Source organism: uncultured Brachyspira sp., assembly GCF_944390845.1.
GTDB classification, from domain to species: Bacteria; Spirochaetota; Brachyspiria; order Brachyspirales; family Brachyspiraceae; genus Brachyspira; species Brachyspira pulli.
In genome coordinates, this window is the sequence record NZ_CALXRM010000063.1 from 1 (window position 1) to 20056 (window position 20056).

Sequence of the window (20056 nt, forward strand, 5' to 3'; positions counted from 1 at the left end):
AAATTAAAATCCATATTATTATTATACAATATATTAAAAAAATTGACAAACTTAAAAATTTTCAGTATATACTAAGATTTTTTAAGATTGAAATGAAAAATTAAATATGTATAATGGTAAATCATAAATTTAATTTGAGGTATTGTTATGACAATAGAAGAATTCAACAGCAGATATTTAGTAAAAAGAGAAAATACAAATTCAGAGAAATGGGAAACTATAAAAGATAAAAGATTTAATGAAAACGGATTAATTCCTATGTGGGTTGCGGATATGGAATTTAAAGCACCAGATGAAGTAATAGAAGCTTTAAATAAAAGAATTGCTCATGGAGTTTTCGGATATACAGTTTTATGGGATAGTTATTTTGAGGCATTTTTTAATTGGCAGAAAAATAGATATAATATAGATTTGAAAGAAGAATGGATATCTTTTTCTACTGGTCTAGTAACAGCATTATATTGGTTGGTTAATGCTTTTACAAAAAAAGGTGATAGTGTGATTATACTTACACCTGTTTATTATCCTTTTCATAATGCAGTTAAAGACAATGAAAGAAATCTTATTGAATGCGAATTAAAAAATGATAATGGTATATTTTCTATAGATTTTGATAAATTAGAAAATGATATAAAAAATAATAATGCAAAATTAATGATATTTTGTAATCCCCATAATCCAGTAGGCAGAGTATGGACAGATGAAGAAATAAATAAAGTTTTTGATATATGTAAGAGAAATAATGTTTATATAATTTCTGATGAAATTCATCAAGATATAAATTTAGGAGTACGTCCTTTTATATCAGCATTATCTATAAAAAATAAAGATAAATATATGGATAGATTGATTGTATTATCTTCAGCTTCAAAAACATTCAATTTAGCATGCCTTTTAAATTCTCATATAATAATACCAGATGAAAAAATGAGAGAAATATACAATAAATATGTAAGCACTGTTAATAGAACAGAATTAAGTCTGCTTGGCATGACTGCTACAGAAGCAGCATACAGATACGGAGCAGATTGGCTTGACGGTTTATTAAAAACTATAAAACGTAATTATGAATATATAAGAGATGAATTAAAATCAAAAGTTCCTGATATAATAGTAAGTCCTTTAGAAGGTACATATTTGCCTTTTATAGATTTAAGAAAAGTAGTTAATAAAGACAGAGTTAAAGAGCTTATACAAGATGACTGCAGAATAGCAATAGATTATGGTGAATGGTTTTCTAATAATTTTAAAGGTTTTATAAGAGTGAATGTGGCTACTGATTTTGAATATATAAAACTTTTTACTCAAAGAGTTATTAATCAATTAAATAATAAAAATTATAAATAAGTTTTTTAAAATAAAAAAAGCGGTAAGTTTTTATTTAATAATCTTACCGCTTTTTAATTGATAATTTAATTAATCATCAAATTTTTGTCCCATTATTTGTCCGTTGCCTGATACCATAACTTCCATCATATTGTTTAATTTGATTTTGTAATTTCCCCATTCTTTTTCAGCATCAATTATAGCAGCTTGAGGATAAGAAGCTTTTAATGCTTTTATAACAGCAGGAGGGAAAGCACTTTCTGGTATAGGAGTATATTCACTGTCTATATTTTCCCACTCCCCATTAGATAAAAAGTCTATAGATACACCATTAGACAATTTAACATCAAATTTTCTTCCATCTCTTTCAACTTTGAATATTTGTGCATCTGGGAATACTCTTTGTATGAATGATCTTGCATTTGCAGGTAATTGAGAAACAGGTACTACCCAATCATCAGCAAACAAACTAGAAACTGATAAAACCATTAATGATAAAAATAAAATAGATAATTTTTTCATGATTACTCTCCTTGTTTTTTAATTATTACATGTAAATTATCTTTACAATTATAAGTATAGCACTTTTATTAATTTTGTCAAGTTTATTTACAATTATTTTACAAAAAAATTACATTTTATTTAAATATATTTCAACTTCCTTATAAACTTTTTTAAATCTTCAGAAAATGGAGCTTTTACCTTTATTAATTCATCAGTAATAGGGTGATTAAATTCCAAGCTATAAGCATGAAGTGCCTGTCTTGGAAAAAATCCTTCAGGTATAATATTTTTTTCTATAAAATCATCGAATACTTGAGGCCCATATTTACCGTAAATTTTATCTCCAACCATATAAAGATTTTTAGAATATAAATGCACTCTAATTTGATGCATTCTTCCAGTATATAATCTAGCCATAACTATAGCATAATCACCAATACGTTTAATAGTTTTGAAAGCAGTTTTTGAATATTTTGAACCTTCCACATTTTCTTTATGCAATGTTTGAAAACGTCTGTAATATTTATGTCCGCTTTCAAGCATATAGCCTTCCACAACAAATTTATCTTCAATATCTTTTGCATTTTCCACTATGGCAATATATGTTTTCTTTATACTTCTTTTTTTATTATTCAATTTTCTTCCGGCAATCATAGCACAAAATTTTGAAGCAACTTCATGACCTCTTGAAAGTACCACACAGCCGCTAGTTTCTCTGTCTATTCTGTTTAACATGTTAATATTACATTGAAGCATTTCTCTAACAATGGTATGCAAAGTATTGTGATAATATTTTCCAGAAGGTATAACAGGCAAATTAGCAGGTTTATTGGCTATTATCAAATCACCGTCATCATAGATTATAGTTACATTTTTATCTACTTCAGGTTCTTTCATTCCTATTATATGATAAGCTATTTCATCGCCTTTATTTACAGTTCTTGTATATTTGACTTTTTCTCCATTAAGAAGAACCAATCCTTGACCTATTAAATCCTGCCATTTATTTCTTGAATAATAAGAAAATCTGTCACCCATATATTTATCCAATCTTGTATTATTTTCAATGTTTTCTTCTATACGGCATTTTCTTATAACTGATTTTTTATAAAGTTCTTCTGTATCTAAATGCAATTTATTTTTCGATTTTTTCATGCGGGCTATTATACTAATATATCAGAAATTGTCAAAATATTTAAGTTATATGCAAATAAAAAAATTGGGCAGAAGAATAATAATTATTACTTCTACCCGCAACAAACAAACTTACACAAACTTTATATTATTGTACCACTTTTCACTATTGTATTTTTAGGTAATATTACTATACCGTCTCTTATACAGTAGAAATCACTGTCTTGATGCTGTATTTTCTTTTTATTAGTAATAGTAACATTATCTCCTATTCTAACGTTCTTATCTATGATAACATTTTTAAGAGTACATTTTTTACCTATACCAATTTTAGGAAGCTGCTTAACATTAAGTCTTTCAATGTCATCATTATCTTCATAATAGTCGCTTCCCATCATAACTACTCTTTCCAATTCAGAACCGCTTTGAACTACTGAACGAACACCTATAACACAATCTTTGATAGTAGCATTTTCTATTCTACAACCATCTGCTATTATACTAGAAGTTACAGTAGCTTTTTCAACTTTAGAAGGTGATAAGTAACGTACATGAGTATAAATAGGAGCATTCTCATCATAAAAATCAAAAGGAGGATTTTTACTTCCGAAAGAAATATTAGCTTCAAAATATGCTTTTATAGTTCCTACATCTTCCCAATAACCTTGGAATGCATAACTATATACTTTATATTTCTTTATAGCTTCAGGAATAATATCTTTACCAAAGTCAATCATAGAAACATCAGATAAAAGTTCTTTAAGTACATTACGTCTGAATACATAAATACCCATAGAAGCCAAATAATCTTTTTCAGGATCTTCTATATTGAACATTTTCTTTTGTTCTTCGCTTAATTTTAATGCATCTAATGCTTCATCTTCTTTTGGTTTTTCATGGAAGTTAGTGATTTGACCTCTTTTATTTACAAGCATTACGCCAAATCCTTTAGCATCTTCCCTTACAACAGGTACTGTACCAACTACTATATCAGCACCAGTTTCTAGCATATGCTGAAGCATTACATTATAATTCATACGATAAACTTGGTCACCGGAAAGTATAACAATATTATTAACAAATTCATTGTCAAAATGTTCCAAATTCTTTCTAACAGCATCAGCAGTACCTTGATACCAATCTATATTAGTATCAGTCTGTTCTGCTGCAAGTATACTTACATGACCGCCAGAGAAGTTATCGAATCTGTAGGCATTATATATATGATTGTTTAAAGATGCACTATTAAATTGTGTAATAACATATATATTTCTGAATCCGCTATTAATACAGTTAGATACTGGTATGTCTATCATTCTGTATTGACCGCCCAAAGATACAGCTGGTTTAGAACGTGCTTTTACTAAAGGATAAAGCCTTGTTCCTCTACCTCCACCAAGTATCAAGGCAACAGTATTAAATACTCTCATAAAAAAACTCCAATAATTTTTATTATACTAAATAATTCATATATTATAAGTATAGTAAAAAAAAGAACCTTTTTCAAGAAATATAATACATATATATTATAATATGTTAAAATGTTTTAAAGCTTTATAAACACCGTCACTATCAACATCATCTGTTATATAGTCAGCAACTTTTTTTACACCTTCATTAGCATTTCCCATAGCCACACCTATAGCAGCATGCTCTATCATAGTAATATCATTTCCGCCGTCACCGAAAGCCATTGTTTCTGATAAATCTATACCATAATATTCGATTATTTTATCTATTCCTATATGCTTTCCGCCGCCTTTGGTATTAACATCTGTAAATGCAGGATGCCATCTGCTGGATTCGCAATTTTTGAATATTTTACTCATTAATTCTTTTTCTTTTTCCTCATTAACGAATAAATTTATCTGCAAAATATCATCTATATTCTTTTCTAAAAACTCATAATAATTATCTACGGCAGGTATAGGTAAATTAATTGATTTTGAAACTTTCTCTACATCTTCATTAACATAATTTATATATATACCGCTATTCATCATAACAGAGCAAGGGAATTGTTCTTTATTTTTTAAATAGTCTATTAATGAATATATTTCTTCTTTTGCTATGCCATGTCTGTAAATAGATTTATCTCCTATATAGCAATCAAATCCATTTGCTGTTATATAACCGTCAAATTCCAAATTATCTACATTGTTTATATGATTTTTTATTCTTCCAGTAGCTATAAAAACTTTTATTCCTTTTTCTTTTAATAATCTTATAGCTTCTTTAGAAGAATCTGAAACCTTATGTGTTTTGAAACTTACCAAAGTTCCGTCTATATCAAAAAATACTGCTTTTATCATTTTTCTTATCCTCATTAATCTATTATATTAAAATGTTTCAATGCTTTGTAAATGCCGTCATTATCAACATCATCTGTTATATAATCTGCCGCTTTTTTAGCACTTTCATTGGCATTTCCCATAGCAACACCTATAGCAGCATGTTTTATCATAGAAACATCATTGCCTCCGTCACCGAAAGCCATTGTTTCTGATAAATCTATGCCGTAATATTCGATGATTTTATCTATACCTATATGTTTTCCGCCGCCTTTGGTATTAACATCTGTTAAAGCTGGATGCCATCTGCTGGATTCGCAATTTTTGAATATTTTACTCATTAATTCTTTTTCTTTTTCCTCATTAACGAATAAGTTGATTTGTAATATATCATCTATATTTTCTACTAAAAAATCATAATAATTTTCTGCTACATTTATTTTTAGATTAATAGATTCCAAATATTTAGCAACTTCATCTGTTATATAATTTATAACTACACCCTTAGCCATCATAACAGAGCATGGAAATTGTTCTTTATTTTTTAAATAATCTATTAATGAATATACTTCCTCTTTTGCTATGCCATGTCTATATATGGATTTATCTCCTATATAACAATCGAATCCATTTGCTGTTATATAACCGTCAAATTCTAAATCATCTACATTGTTTATATGCATTTTTATCCTTCCAGTAGCTATAAAAACTTTTATTCCTTTTTCTTTTAATATTCTTATAGCTTCTTTAGAAGAATCTGAAACCTTATGTGTTTTGAAACTTACTAAAGTTCCGTCTATATCAAAAAATACTGCTTTTATCATATTACTTATTCTCTCTTTCATCAATACATTAAAAATCTACTAAATTAAAATGTTTTAATGCTTTGTAAACACCATCATTATCAACATCATCTGTTATATAATCTGCTATCTTTTTTACATTCTCATTAGCATTTCCCATAGCAACACCTATAGCAGCATGTTTTATCATACCTATATCATTTCCTCCGTCACCGAAAGCCATTGTTTCTGATAAATCTATGCCGTAATATTCGATAATCTTATCTATTCCTACATTTTTTCCGCTGCCTTTATGATTAACATCAGCAAATGAAAAATGCCATCTGCTTGATTCCGAATTTTTTAGTACCTCATTCATTAAATATTTTTCTTTATTCTCATCTACAAAAATATTAAGCTGCAAGATTTTATCATAATTATTTATTATATAGTTATTAAAATCTACTACTTCTGGAATATTTACTTTGGCCATTGTGTATAATGTTTTAATTACATCATCTGCATAATTAATATGTATATCATTTGCAGTGATTATTGTGCATGGGAATCTATCTTTATCAAGATAATTCATCAAAGTAAATAAGTCATTTTTATCCAATGAAATTTTATATATTTCTTTTAGGCTTCCATTCTCATTAATGAAGCAATTACATCCATTAATCATTATATAACCGTCAAATTCTAAATTTTCCAAATTATCTAATTGAAATAAAGCTCTTCCGCTTGCTATAAAAACTTTTATACCTTTGGATTTTAATTCTTTGAGAGCTTTTTTAGAATTTTCTGAAATTTTATGTGTATTAAAACTAACTAAAGTTCCGTCTATATCAAAAAATACTGCTTTTACCATTTTATACTACCATTTATTATTTTTTGGAAAATATTATAATATAATCAAAAAGTTTTTCAATTGGTATATGATAATAATTAAAAATTGTAAGTATTTTTTATGACTATGTTTTGTTAAAAATTAATTATATAAAAAGGCAAAAGATCTAAAAAATTAGATCCTTTACCTTTATAAAAAATAGAATATTTATTTTGACACGTTATTCAATATATTGACAATAGTATTGGCAAATTCTTTTGATGAATCAGGACCATTAGCAGTAATAATACTTCCAGAAACTACCACTTTATCAGACATAATATTAGCATTACCATGTCTAACATGCGATTCATCAGCAGATAAACAAGTAACATTAACGCCATCTAATATTTTAGCATTAGCCATAATAACAACACCGCTTCCTATTCCTGCTACTACTTTTTGATTATCTAAAAATAGTTTAGCAAGACCTTGGGTACGCCAGTCGTCCCATAAAGTTATGCATCCAATACCACCTATAAATACTACAGCATCAAATTCCATAGCATCTACTTCACTGAAAAGCAAATCGATATTAGTCATACCGCCCAATTTACCTTGTGCAGTACCTATAAATGTAGATGATACTTCAGTTTTATATCCTGCATTTTCAAATATTTTTTTGCTTTCAAAATATTCTTCATCTTGGAAGTTTTGCCCAGATAAAACGAATAAAATTTTATTAGTGTTTCCCATTAGTAAAATTCTCCAAATATTTATTATAATCCACAATTTCTATCATAATTATTTTTGTTTAAAATAGCAAGTTCATAAGCTTTAACATATTCTTTGGCACTTTTCTCCCAAGAATTATCTATTTTCATTCCTCTTTTTTGCATTTCTGTGAATCTGTCTCTATGATCATAATAAACACTAACAGCCCAACCAATAGTATTATATAATGCTGAAGGGTTAGAGTCATAGAATTTAAATCCTGTACCTTCACCTGTTTGTTCATTATAATTTTCAACAGTATCTTCAAGTCCGCCAGTAGCATGTACTATAGGTAAAGTTCCATATCTTAAAGAATACATTTGATTAAGTCCGCAAGGCTCAAATAATGAAGGCATTACAAATAAATCACAACCAGCTTCTATTAAATGAGATAATTCATTATTATAGCCTATATAAGAACCTACTCTGCCAGGATATCTTTTTGGTATATCGCCAAAGAAGCTTTCTAATCCTTTTTCACCTGAACCTAATATACAGAATTGTACTTTCATGTTATTTACTAATGGATCTATTATTGAAGCTATTAAATCATATCCTTTTTGATCAACAAATCTTCCTATAGCACCTATTAGAACAACATCATCGTCTTCTTCTAATAAGAATCTTTTTTGAAGTTCTCTTTTACATACTTTTTTACCTTTCATATCACTTACAGAGTAATTAGCAGGTATAAATTTATCTTTTTCAGGTGACCAAACATCTTCATCAATACCATTAAGTATACCAAAGAAACTTGTAGTTTTATTCTGTAAATAAGGCGCCATACCATGACCGCCATAAGGAGAAGCAATTTCTCTCGCATAAGTAGGGCTTACAGTAGTAACTACATCAGAGAAAAATATTCCGCCTTTTAAGAAATTGATATTACCATGATCTTCAAAAGTATCAGGACTGAAATTGTTCCAGCCTAAACCTAAATAATCATAAGTAGTAGTAGCATTATATATACCCTGATAATTTGCATTGTGTATAGTAAGTAAGCTGGCAGCACGTCCTACAGGATCATTCCAGTGCCAAGTTTTAATATATGCTGGAATAGCAGCAGTTTGCCAGTCATTAGCATGAACTACATCTACATTTAATTGTAAATCTTTACATAATTGCAAAGCAGCACGAGAAAAGAATCCAAATCTCCAAGCATTATCTTGATAATCATTGAAAGAGGCATCATGATAAAGTCCTTCTCTGCTGAAGAAACTATGATGCTCTATAAAATAAAAATCAACTCCGTCTTTTACAGTTTTAAATACTGAACACCATTCTTCACCACTACCCATCCATACTCCCATAGTAGGAAGTACATTCTCTAAATAACAATCATGAAAATTAATATCTCTATATTTTGGAAGAACCACACAAGCTTCTACATCTAATTTTTTTAGATAAATAGGCAAAGCACCTACAACATCAGCAAGTCCACCTGTTTTTATGAATGGTGTAGCTTCAGAAGATGCTATCATAACTTTCATTTTTGGCATAATAAACTCCTATAAATAATAGTGGAATATACTTTTAAATATATAACTTTATTTAAAAACTTCAAGTAAAATTGAATTTTTACAATACTATTATAGTAAAAGTTTGACAAAAATAAAAGAATTCTATTAATTTATTAAAAATTAATAGAATTCTTTATAATACTAAATTTTTTAATAAAATTATATATTAATTTCCAATATCTCTAAAACTTTATCTCCAGCAGGTACTTTTATAGTAACAACATCTCCAACTTTTTTGCCTAATAATCCTTTAGCAATAGGAGTTACTATAGTTATTTCATTTTTACTCATATCTGCTTCTAATTCACCTACTATTCTATATTCAAAAGTAGCATTTCTGTTTTTATCTTTTACTTTTACTCTTTTACCAAAAGTTACAGTGTCTTTATCTAAAGAAGCTGGATCTATTATTTCACAGCCTGCTAAATCACCTTCTAACTTTGATATTTGAGCATTTAATAATCCTTGTCTTTCTTTTGCAGCATGATACTCAGCATTTTCTTTTAAATCGCCTTTTTCTCTAGCTTCTGCAATAATAGCTGGTAAAGTTTCAAACTCTGCTTTTAATTCAGTGAGTTTTGCCTTTACTTTTTCATATCCTTCTTTTGTAATTGGTTTTGCCATAGTTAATATCCTTATTATAATAATCTTAATATTATAAACTATTTTTAAATATTTACAAATAAAAAGATTAATGAGTAAATTTAAAACCTTCTAATTGATATATTTTCACGCTCATCTCTCCGCAAACTTTGAAAGAATATTCATCAGGATAATATCTTGTTGTAAATGCCAATTCTCCGTCATTGACAAATATTTCTATAGTAGATGTATCTATTAATATTCTAATATTTTCTAAAGTTTTTAATTCAGCACTTCTTTTTGTTCTGCCGCCGCCTATTTTTTTACCTATATCCCCTACAAATTCTAATATAAATCTATTGTTTTCGTATTTAATGCAAACACCATCTGATATTAATAATTTCAAATTTTCTTCTTTAATGTTGTTAATAATAACATCATATAATGAAATATCATTTGAAATTAAATTATCAGATAAAGTGTTTTGAGAATATTTGTTTTCTAATACTACTTTGTTTCTTAATTTTTCTAATTTTCTATGAGGAATTTGATATAACTTTCCATTTTTCAAACTTAATTCTCTAGGTATAGTTAAGCAATGCTGCCAGTCATACGGAACAGTTAAGTTTTTATGATCTTCTTCTGTATCAGGTACTCCCATCCAGCCAATTATTACTCTGTTTCCATTTTCATCTAAAAATGTTTGAGGAGCATAAAAATCAAATCCCTTATCTATTACAGTGAAATTATCTACAATTACAGAATCTTTATTTTTATAATCATCATTAACTAAAAAATATCCTGAAAGATAAATATTTTCGTATAGCCCTTCTACTTGTTTAACACCTTGAGGGCATGTCAATAAAATATCTTGTCCGTCTAAATTAAATAAATCAGGACATTCCCACATATAACCGAAAGTATCTTTTGTATGTATAGTGCTTATATGTTTCCAATTCCTTTTATCTTTTGAAGAAAATACTAATACTTCTCCAATATCATTATCTCTGTCAGGGCCATATTTCCTAGCACCTTGTACCATATAATAAGTATCATTCACTTTAAATACTTTAGGGTCTCTTATATGATTAGTTATATCTTTAGGATAATCCTTCATTTCCATTAAACATTCTTTTTCAGAGAAGTTAATACCATCTTCGGAGACAGTAAGCATGGTATTAGCCTCCCTTCCACTTTCTATGTAATCATGTTCTCCTAGAAGCTTTACATTACCAGTATAATATACATATAATTTATCATCTTCTATAAAAGCAGAACCAGAATACACTCCGTGACAATCGTATTTTTCATCTGGGTATAATGATACTCCCACATATTCGTAATTTATTAAATCTTCAGTTCTATAATGTCCCCAAAATTTTAATCCGCCTTCAACCTCGAAAGGTGAGTATTGAAAATGTATATTGTATTTACCTTTAAAATATGATAAAGCATTAGGATCATTCATCCAGCCGACTATAGGCATTAAATGGAATTTTAGTCTCCATTTATCATTGCTTTTATCACTTTTTATATATTCAGTTTCTTTTTTATTGATTGCTTCTTTAAAAATTTTACTAACCAGATTTATCATTTTATTTCCTTGAATTATTTTTTATAAATTACTTAGTATCATGTATAAAGACAATACATGATACTAAGTAGAACAAATAATTTTTATTGGATTTATGTAGAAATTATCTAAATGTGTCAATTTTATTCTTCATCTTCCTGCATATACTCTTTTGGTACTCCAAAGAACCAAGTAATAGCAAAAGATAAAACAACTGTAAGTATGGCAACACTAATATAACCTATTAATTGTTTTCCATCATAAATATAAAGTAATGTACCAGGAATACCAGTAACGCCATTAGCAGTAGCTTGTAAGTTTAATAATCTGGCAATTAATCCAGTGATACCGGCAGCTATAGCACCGCATACCATAGGTTTTATTCCATATCTTATGTTTATACCAAATATAGCAGGCTCTGTAATACCAAGCCAAGCTGATAAAGTAGCACCATATCCCATAGCTTTTACGCTTTTTCTTCTAGTTTTTAAACTAACAGCTAAACAAGCAGCACCGGCAGCTAAATTGGCAACACTTAAAAGAGGATTGATTGGATTAAATGTTGTAGCAGCAAGTAAAGATATTTCTATCAAATTCATTATATGGTGAACACCTGTAACTACTATAAATATGATTCCAAATCCTATTATCAAACCGCCTAAACCAAAAGGCAAAGATAATGAGAAATTTATAGCTATTAATATCCATTGTTCAACTATATGGAATATTGGTCCTATTACAGCTAAAGATAATATTAGCATTATAAGCAATGTTAAAAATGGAGTAGCTAATATATCTATTATGTTAGGTATAATCTTTCTTAATTTTAATTCTAATTTAGAACCTATAATACCAGCAATAAGAGCAGGCAATATACTTCCTTGATAACCAACTATAGGTATAAATCCGAATAACATTATAGGTTTAACTCCGCTGTCTGGATTGGCTACTAAATATGCATTAGGTAAAGCAGGAGAAACTAACATTAAACCTAATAATATACCTAAAATAGGTGAACCGCCAAATACTCTAAAAGTAGACCAACATACCAAAGCTGGTAAAAATGCAAATGTTGTTTCTGTTAACACACTCATAAATGTTAAAACAGATACCGGTATATCAGCTACTTTTATATTAAATAGTCCTAAAAAGCTGTCATTTATCAATGCACCTTTAAGACCTAAAAATAAACCTGTTGCTATCATGGCTGGCATTATAGGTACAAATACATCAGCAAATATACATATGAATTTTTTGAACTTATTTCCGCTTTTATCATCTGTTTTTGTTACTGTGCTATCATCTTTTTTTGCTGAACCAGTAACACCTAACTGTACAACTTCATCATAAACCTTATTTACAACACCAGTACCAAGTATTATTTGATATTGGTCTGAATTGAAAAATACTCCCTTAACACCCTCTATTTTTTGTACATCAGAATCCTTTATGCTTTCCCTATTCTTTACTATTAATCTTAATCTTGTAGCACAGAAAGTGGCAGATATAATATTATCTTTATTAACTACTTTCACAATTTCTTCAGCAGTTTTTTTATAATTGATAGCCATAAAAAAGTCCTATTGATTATTATTTATGTAATCGGTTACATAAATAATAATAGCATTATTTTAATATTTGTCAACTACTATATGAAATTTTCATATAATTTTTTATGTTTTCAGTTACATATTTAATATAATAAAACTTATATTTTAGTCAATTTTTTTATAATTTATATACTCACATCGCTATAATAACAACTTAGTTATTCAGTTAGATTTTTATAATTTACAATATGGTTTATAAAAGCAAATAATAACGTTAAATCATATAAAATATGTACTATATGTAAAATAATTTTTATTATTGCTAGCGATAAACTCGCTGAAAAATAGCTGAAAACTTCACCCATCAGTTATCAGCTGCTCATTTATCGCTTTAAAAAATTAAAAAATAATTCTAATAAATGCTTATTTTTTTATTATTATAAAATTATGAATTTGTATTTTAGTCTAAAAAAGTGTATACTATTATCCTTGTAGAGGAGAATAATAGGTTAGTATGAAAGCTGGTAAGAATTCAAATAAGAAAAAAATAACTATGAAAGAGATAGCAGGTGTAACAAAAACAACTATTTCTCGTTATTTTAATGGCGGATATATAAAAAAGGAAACTAAAGATAAAATAGCCAAAATAATAAAAAAATACAATTATGAACCAAATACTTTTGCAAGATTAAATGCTAAACAAAGTTATATGATAGGTGTTATAGTACCTGCTTTAGATTCCATAGTTACTTCTAGAGTATTAACTGGATTAGAAAAGACTTTTAGAGAAAAGCATTATATGCCAATTATTATAAATACTAATCATGACTCTAAATTAGAAATTCATTATATAGAAAAATTAAAAAGATTAAATGTTGATGGAATAGTTTTAAGTGCCACAGAAATAACTGATGAACATAGAAAAGCTTTAAAAAAACTGGATATACCTATTATTATTTATGGACAGGAATATTCTGACGGTGTAAGCATAGTTAATGATGATTATAATGCTGGTGTTGAAATTGGAGAATATATTGGAAGTAAAAAACATAAAAATGTAGGTTTTATTGCTGTAGATGAAAGAGATGTTGCAATTGGTATAACAAGAAGAAACGGTGTTTTAGATGGATTAAAAAATTATAATATAAACAATGTAAGCATAGAAATAGCTGATTTTTCTTATGACAGTGCTAAAATTGCCACCGAAAAATTATTAAAAAACAAAAAATTAGATGCTATAATCTGTTCTACAGACAGGCAAGCTCATAGCGTATATAAAGTAATAAAAGAAAAAGGGTTGAAAATGCCTGATGATATATCTGTAATATCATTTGGAGGATATGAAATCGATGAAATTATAGAACCTAGACTTTCTACAATAAAATTTGATTCTTTTAATGCTGGAGTTTGTGCTGCTAATACTTTAATAGATTTAATAAATAATGTTGATGTTAAGAAAGTGCTATATATAAGTTATGAATTTATTGAAGGAAAAAGCGTAAGATAATAATATAATTTTATCTTATTATTCAAAAAACAAATTTATTAAATAATTATTCTTTTCATTGAGTATATACTGAAACGATTTCATTTTCCGACTACTGCACATTATGTAATATTATCAACTTTTTTGCCGCACAAAAAAGTTGCTGCCTACGGCACGCAGAGCGAAAAACGCAATTGCTAAAGCTTTATATTAAAAATATGCCTATTAAATATATGATATACCTTAAAAATGCAGTCTTTCGCGAAGCGTATCCGAGCCCGCCGAGGATATAGGTTCTTTGTGGCATACCTAAAGGTACTTCCTTCGGTCGCAAAAGAAGTTGGGTTTGGGCAAAGCCCCAGATATAAAAATAAAAATATAAATTTATTTTTGACAAAATATAGTTGTTTAGGTATATTCCATAATTAAATACAATTTATTAAATAAGTATTTTTTATTTTATTAATATGCTTATATCTTAAAAATAAGTGAGCCAATATATTAATTAAATATAATGACTCACAAATAGCAAAACAAAAAAATATTTACTAAAATTAATCCCACCAAAAATACCAAACATTAGACTTTAATAATGTTCCAGCCAATTTACCATGATCATAATTTTCAGCATATTGATCTACTCTATCCAAACAGAAATAATAATGTTCAAGTGCAAGTTCTCTAGCTTCTTCTTCTGTTTTAGGCTGTTTTTCTGCCCAAAGCTCCCAAGTATCATAACCTACTACTGCAGGATAAACATTATATTTTTCATACCAATACTTGAAAATAGCTGCTTGTGTTTCGGGATTAGGACAATCATTAAAACCGCCCATAGGAATATAACATGCCAATTCATAAGGATTAGTAGTAGGAATTTTCGCTAATATCAAATCAAAAGTAACAGGATTATCTAAACTATAATCATAATAAGAACCAAAACTATCAAATACTTCAAAGCCTTCTACTATAGGAGCATTGAATGATTTTTTTATTTCTTCAATATATTCTTTATCATCATAAATATCTTCAATGTTTTGATTTATATAATCTTTATAATTTACTTCTTTAGATTTTTCTATATATTCATTTATTAATTTCTTTGAATCCTCAATTTCGGCATCATTGTCTTCCAAAAAACATTCTATTGCTTCAGAAAGAACATCACTTGGTACTATAATTAAAGGTGTATATCCTTCTTTTTTACCTTTTTCTAAATGTTCTTTGTAGCATTCCATTATTTTAGTATCATCTTCAACTCCGCCTTTTAATACTTCATAATCGCATTTAAGAAAATCTACTATTAATTGCATATTATCATCTAATTGAATATTATCAGCCATAATACAACTCCAAATATTTTTTTATTCTTATACAGTACTTAAAAATAAAAGTCAACAATAAATAATTAATCAGCAAATAAACATGCCGCAGAATGCTTATCATTAATATTTTCTAATTTAGGAACTGTCTTTTTACATTCATCTTTTGCATATATACACCTTGTATGGAATCTGCATCCCTCTGGTATATTTGATGCATTAGGTATTTCTCCGGTAATAGGAAGTTCTTTTATTATGTTAACCCTACCGGAAGATGCATCCGGTACTGCTGCAATCAAAGCCTTTGTATAAGGGTGCTTTGGATTATCTATTATTTCATCAGCCTCACCTATTTCAACAATGCTTCCCAAATACATAACTGCTATTCTATCTGCAAAATATCTTGCTGTTGATAAATCATGAGTAATGTATATATAACTTAAATTCTTTTCTAGTTGAAGCTCTTTCATCATATAAAGAATTTCTGCTCTGGTAGATAAATCTATCATAGAAACCGGCTCATCTGCCACAACCAATTTAGGATTAAGTATCAAAGCACGTGCAGTTGCTATTCTTTGACGCTGTCCTCCTGAAAGCATATGAGGATAACGCTCCATAAACTCCTCAGGAGGATTTATTTTTACATCTTTTAAAGCCTTGATAACTATTTCATCATAAACTTTTTCATCACCTTCAATATTATGAATATATAGTGGTTCTTTAAGCACATCTTTAATTTTAAATCTAGGATTCATAGAAGCATAAGGATCCTGAAATATCATTTGAACATTTCTTCTATATTTATTAGTTTCTTCTTTATTAAAATTATTTATATTTTCATTTTCAAAAATTATATTTCCGGAAGTAGGATTTATAAGCTTCATAACAAGTTTTCCTATAGTGGTTTTACCGCTTCCGGACTCCCCTATTATAGCAAGTATCTCGCCTCTTTTTACATCAATACTGACATCATCAACAGCTTTTATTTCTTTTGATTTTTTCAATAAACTTTCCACTATGCTGGTATGCGGATAAAAATATTTCTTTACATTTTCAAGTTTTAATATTACATCTTCATTCATGATATTTCTCTTTATTATATTATTTAATCAACTAAATGGCATGCACATAAATGACCATTACCTATATCTTTTATAACAGGCTCTTCATTTTTGCATTTATCTATTCTTTCTTTGCATCTTTCATAAAACATACAGCCTTTTGGAGGATTAAGCAAATCTGGAGGAGTTCCCTCAATAAATTCCAGTTTACTAACTGCTTTATTTAATCTTGGAGTAGCTTTTAAAAGACGTTTTGTATATGGGTGTTTAGCATTTTTATATATATCTTCATTGCTTGCTAGTTCTGCAATTTTACCTGCATACATAACACATACTCTATCTGAAATTTCAGCCTCTAATGCCAAATCATGAGTTATAAAAATAAATGATAAATTAAAATCTTTTTTAAGTTTTTTTAATAAATTAATTATTTGTGCCTGTACAATAACATCTAATGCAGTAGTAGGTTCATCAAGTATAATAAGTTTTGGCTTTAAAAATAATGCTGCTGCTATAACTACACGCTGTTTCATACCTCCGGAAAGTTCATGAGGATATCTTTTAGCTACACTTGAATGAAGTCCGACATATCCTAAATATTCTTCTATCAATTTATTAGCTTCAGTCTTACTCATATCAACATGTCTGTTTAATGTTTCTATCATTTGGCTGCCTATAGTATATACTGGAGTAAGTGAATTCATAGCTCCCTGAAAAACCATAGATATTTTTGACCATCTGATATTTTTTCTAATATATTCTTCTTTAAGCGGAATAATATCTTCACTATCAAGTATAATTTTTCCGCCTTCATATTTTCCCGGAATTGACGGCATTCTTAAAAGTGATGTACCAAGACTTGTTTTTCCGCATCCGGATTCGCCTACTATGCCTAAAGTTTCGCCTGTATTTATTTCAAAACTAATATCGTTAATAGCTTTAACTAATCCTTTAGAAGTATGATAGTACATTTTTAAATTTTCTACTTTCAAAATACTGTCCATTAATTTCCTACTTTATTAAAAATAATATATTATGTTAATTATAATATAATATTAATATTTTTACAATTAACTAATTTTTTTTATAACAAAAATGAATTAAACAAATAAAACAAATTGAAATAATTCTCTTTTGCTGTAAAATACTTAAAAGTCTAATATAAAAATAAATATTTTAAGGAAGAAAATATGAAAATCAAAACCAAATTTATTGTATTTGCTATCTACATAGTATTATCAATTTCAATACTTGTTGTATTACAAATCAACATAAGAAATAGTATTAATGATTTTAGAAATATTTATCAATATATAATAGACTCATCATCAATAGCAAGAAAATATCAGCAGAATTCAGCATTCTTAACACAATTTGTAAGAAGCTATGTAGCTACAGGAGATTCAAAATACGAAAGGGCATACAATGACTGCATAGCTATATCCGGAGGAAACAAGGCAACACCGCTTAAATATGATAGAGGTCTATATTGGTCATTATATTTAGCAAATGGGCAAAAACCATACAGTGACGGCGAAACAAAAGCTTATGAAGATGTTATGAAATAATTGAATTTCCCTAAAGAAATGTTTGATTATTTAAATTTATCTAAATCAAGATCAGAAGAATTGGTAGTACTAGAAACAAAAGCAATGGATATAATAAAATCCATACCAAAAACAACTAACAATATTATAGCACCAGAATATCAGGCAAAACAATTAGAAGCAATAGAATTAGTTAATGGAAATGAATATGAAAATAAAGTTTATGAAATCATGATGCCTATAGATCAATTCTTTGATAAATTAGAAAGCGACAATGCAATTAAATTAGAAGAAGCAAATAAAAGAGTTGTAAGAGCAAATGTTATATTTTATATAGTATTATTATTTGTCGGCATATCTGTATTTATATTCTTGGTATCTATAGAAAAAAATATAATAACTAATTTGAATATATGTGTAAAATTATCATCAAGCATAGCAGAAGGAAATTTAAAAGTACAAATAGATGAAAAATTATTAAAACATAAAACAGAATTTGCTATGTTATTGCATAGTTTTAAAAATATGTCCGATAAGCTTAGAGAAATAATATCTCAGGTACTTACAAGTTCTGACAGAATATCATTAGCAGCAACAGAAATATCAAATGGAAACAATGATTTATCACATAGAACTGAAATGCAGGCATCAAGTTTGGAAGAAACAGCTTCATCTATGGAAGAAATAGCATCTACAATAAAATCTTCAGTCGATAACTCAATACAGGGAAATGAAATGATGCAGGACTCTGAAAAATCAGTAAGAGAAGCCGGAAATATAATAGAAGAAACTACTAATAATATTGAATTAGTTTATGAAGCAAGCAATAAAATCACAGAGATAACTAAGATAATAGAAAGCATAGCATCACAAACTAATATATTAGCACTTAATGCTGCAGTAGAAGCTGCACGTGCCGGTGAACAAGGCAGAGGATTTGCTATTGTAGCAGCAGAAGTAAGAAATTTGGCCCAAACTTCACAAACTTCAGTAAAAAGTATTACTGAATTAATAAAAGATTCAGCAGAAAAAATAAAAAACGCTGCAGAAACAGCCAGAAAATCATTAGCTATATTCCAATCTATAGAAGAAAAAATCTCAAACACTTCAAAAATAATGCAGGATATAAGCTCTATGGCGGTAGGACAGCAGCAGGGAGTATTTCAAGTAAATACTGCAATAACACAAATGGATACAGTTACTCAGCAAAACGCCTCATTAGTTCAGGAATCATCAGCTGCATCTCAGGCTCTTATGTATCAGGCAAGAGAATTAGTAGATCTTATGGCATTTTTCAAAGTTTAATATAAAAAATAAAATTAAGTAAAGGCAATTATTTTTTAATATTTGCTTTTACTTAATTACTTATACCTAAACAACTATATTTTGTCAAAATAATTTTTTTAATTTAAAATATTTTCAGGGCTTTGCCCCGAACCCCAGTTCTTTTGCGACCGAAGGAAGTACCTTTAGGTATGGCACAAAGAACCTTATATCCTCGACAGGCTCGGATACGCTTCGCGAAAGACCGCATTTTTAGGGTATATCCTATATTTAATAGGCATGTCTTTAATATAAAGTTCTAGTAATTGCGTTTTCGCGAAGCGTATCCGAGCCTGTCGAGGATATAGCTACTTTGACGAAGTCCGCAGAGCGTGTGCGGCGGGAAAAAGTTGACTAAAAAATGACAAACTTAAAAATTCTTAGTATATACTGAAAATTTTTAAGTTTGTCAATTTTTTTAATATATTGTATAATAATAATATGGATTTTAATTT

The 20056-nt window shown here is 28.2% G+C and carries 18 protein-coding genes; 4 read left to right on the forward strand and 14 right to left on the reverse strand.

Translation table 11 applies throughout. The features are described from left to right. The first annotated feature begins 147 nt into the window (after positions 1-147). Positions 148-1347, forward strand: coding sequence for a MalY/PatB family protein (locus tag Q0K52_RS11500; RefSeq protein WP_297299545.1), 1200 nt, complete (start codon positions 148-150; stop codon positions 1345-1347). A gap of 69 nt (positions 1348-1416) precedes the next feature. On the opposite strand, the gene Q0K52_RS11505 is transcribed toward Q0K52_RS11500, so the two are convergent. The 11 genes from Q0K52_RS11505 to Q0K52_RS11555 form a co-directional block, all read right to left on the reverse strand. Continuing rightward, on the reverse strand, positions 1417-1848 hold the full coding sequence (locus Q0K52_RS11505; protein WP_297299547.1) for a PepSY-like domain-containing protein: 432 nt from the start codon (positions 1846-1848) through the stop codon (positions 1417-1419). A 120-nt stretch (positions 1849-1968) separates the two neighbouring features. Continuing rightward, positions 1969-2985, reverse strand: a complete 1017-nt coding sequence (locus Q0K52_RS11510) for an RluA family pseudouridine synthase (protein WP_297299549.1) — start codon at positions 2983-2985, stop codon at positions 1969-1971. A 122-nt stretch (positions 2986-3107) separates the two neighbouring features. Next, positions 3108-4394 (reverse strand): glucose-1-phosphate adenylyltransferase, encoded by a 1287-nt coding sequence (locus tag Q0K52_RS11515; RefSeq protein ID WP_297299551.1) that lies wholly within the window; start codon positions 4392-4394, stop codon positions 3108-3110. A gap of 96 nt (positions 4395-4490) precedes the next feature. Further along, entirely contained in the window at positions 4491-5276 is a 786-nt protein-coding gene (locus Q0K52_RS11520) for a Cof-type HAD-IIB family hydrolase (protein ID WP_297299553.1), read from the reverse strand. A 14-nt stretch (positions 5277-5290) separates the two neighbouring features. Further along, positions 5291-6079, reverse strand: coding sequence for a Cof-type HAD-IIB family hydrolase (locus tag Q0K52_RS11525; protein ID WP_297299574.1), 789 nt, complete (start codon positions 6077-6079; stop codon positions 5291-5293). Positions 6080-6107: 28 nt separating this feature from the next. Continuing rightward, positions 6108-6908 (reverse strand): Cof-type HAD-IIB family hydrolase, encoded by an 801-nt coding sequence (locus Q0K52_RS11530; protein ID WP_297299554.1) that lies wholly within the window; start codon positions 6906-6908, stop codon positions 6108-6110. 186 nt (positions 6909-7094) lie between these two features. Continuing rightward, the gene (locus tag Q0K52_RS11535; RefSeq protein ID WP_297299556.1) at positions 7095-7622 is read right to left on the reverse strand and encodes a DJ-1/PfpI family protein; all 528 of its coding nucleotides are present in this window, start codon (positions 7620-7622) and stop codon (positions 7095-7097) included. A gap of 23 nt (positions 7623-7645) precedes the next feature. Next, positions 7646-9139: a glycogen synthase GlgA gene (glgA, locus tag Q0K52_RS11540; protein WP_297299557.1), complete on the reverse strand. Its 1494-nt coding sequence runs from the start codon at positions 9137-9139 to the stop codon at positions 7646-7648. A 180-nt stretch (positions 9140-9319) separates the two neighbouring features. Then, entirely contained in the window at positions 9320-9784 is a 465-nt protein-coding gene (gene greA / locus Q0K52_RS11545; protein WP_297299559.1) for a transcription elongation factor GreA, read from the reverse strand. A 67-nt stretch (positions 9785-9851) separates the two neighbouring features. Beyond that, on the reverse strand, positions 9852-11333 hold the full coding sequence (locus tag Q0K52_RS11550; RefSeq protein WP_297299575.1) for a glycoside hydrolase family 32 protein: 1482 nt from the start codon (positions 11331-11333) through the stop codon (positions 9852-9854). A 125-nt stretch (positions 11334-11458) separates the two neighbouring features. After that, positions 11459-12886: a PTS transporter subunit EIIC gene (locus Q0K52_RS11555; RefSeq protein ID WP_297299562.1), complete on the reverse strand. Its 1428-nt coding sequence runs from the start codon at positions 12884-12886 to the stop codon at positions 11459-11461. Positions 12887-13379: 493 nt separating this feature from the next. Between Q0K52_RS11555 and Q0K52_RS11560 the strand changes: the two genes are divergently transcribed. Continuing rightward, positions 13380-14372, forward strand: a complete 993-nt coding sequence (locus tag Q0K52_RS11560; protein ID WP_297299564.1) for a LacI family DNA-binding transcriptional regulator — start codon at positions 13380-13382, stop codon at positions 14370-14372. Between the two features lie 533 nt (positions 14373-14905). On the opposite strand, the gene Q0K52_RS11565 is transcribed toward Q0K52_RS11560, so the two are convergent. The 3 genes from Q0K52_RS11565 to Q0K52_RS11575 form a co-directional block, all read right to left on the reverse strand. Then, positions 14906-15691: a DUF4253 domain-containing protein gene (locus tag Q0K52_RS11565; RefSeq protein ID WP_297299566.1), complete on the reverse strand. Its 786-nt coding sequence runs from the start codon at positions 15689-15691 to the stop codon at positions 14906-14908. 65 nt (positions 15692-15756) lie between these two features. Next, positions 15757-16752 (reverse strand): ABC transporter ATP-binding protein, encoded by a 996-nt coding sequence (locus Q0K52_RS11570; protein ID WP_297299568.1) that lies wholly within the window; start codon positions 16750-16752, stop codon positions 15757-15759. A 23-nt stretch (positions 16753-16775) separates the two neighbouring features. Continuing rightward, positions 16776-17735 (reverse strand): ABC transporter ATP-binding protein, encoded by a 960-nt coding sequence (locus Q0K52_RS11575; protein WP_297299570.1) that lies wholly within the window; start codon positions 17733-17735, stop codon positions 16776-16778. Between the two features lie 186 nt (positions 17736-17921). Here Q0K52_RS11575 and Q0K52_RS11580 point away from each other — a divergent pair, with 186 nt between their 5' ends. After that, positions 17922-18299, forward strand: coding sequence for a hypothetical protein (locus tag Q0K52_RS11580; protein ID WP_297299572.1), 378 nt, complete (start codon positions 17922-17924; stop codon positions 18297-18299). Next, positions 18300-19583, forward strand: coding sequence for a methyl-accepting chemotaxis protein (locus Q0K52_RS11585; protein ID WP_297299573.1), 1284 nt, complete (start codon positions 18300-18302; stop codon positions 19581-19583). Positions 19584-20056: the final 473 nt, after the last annotated feature.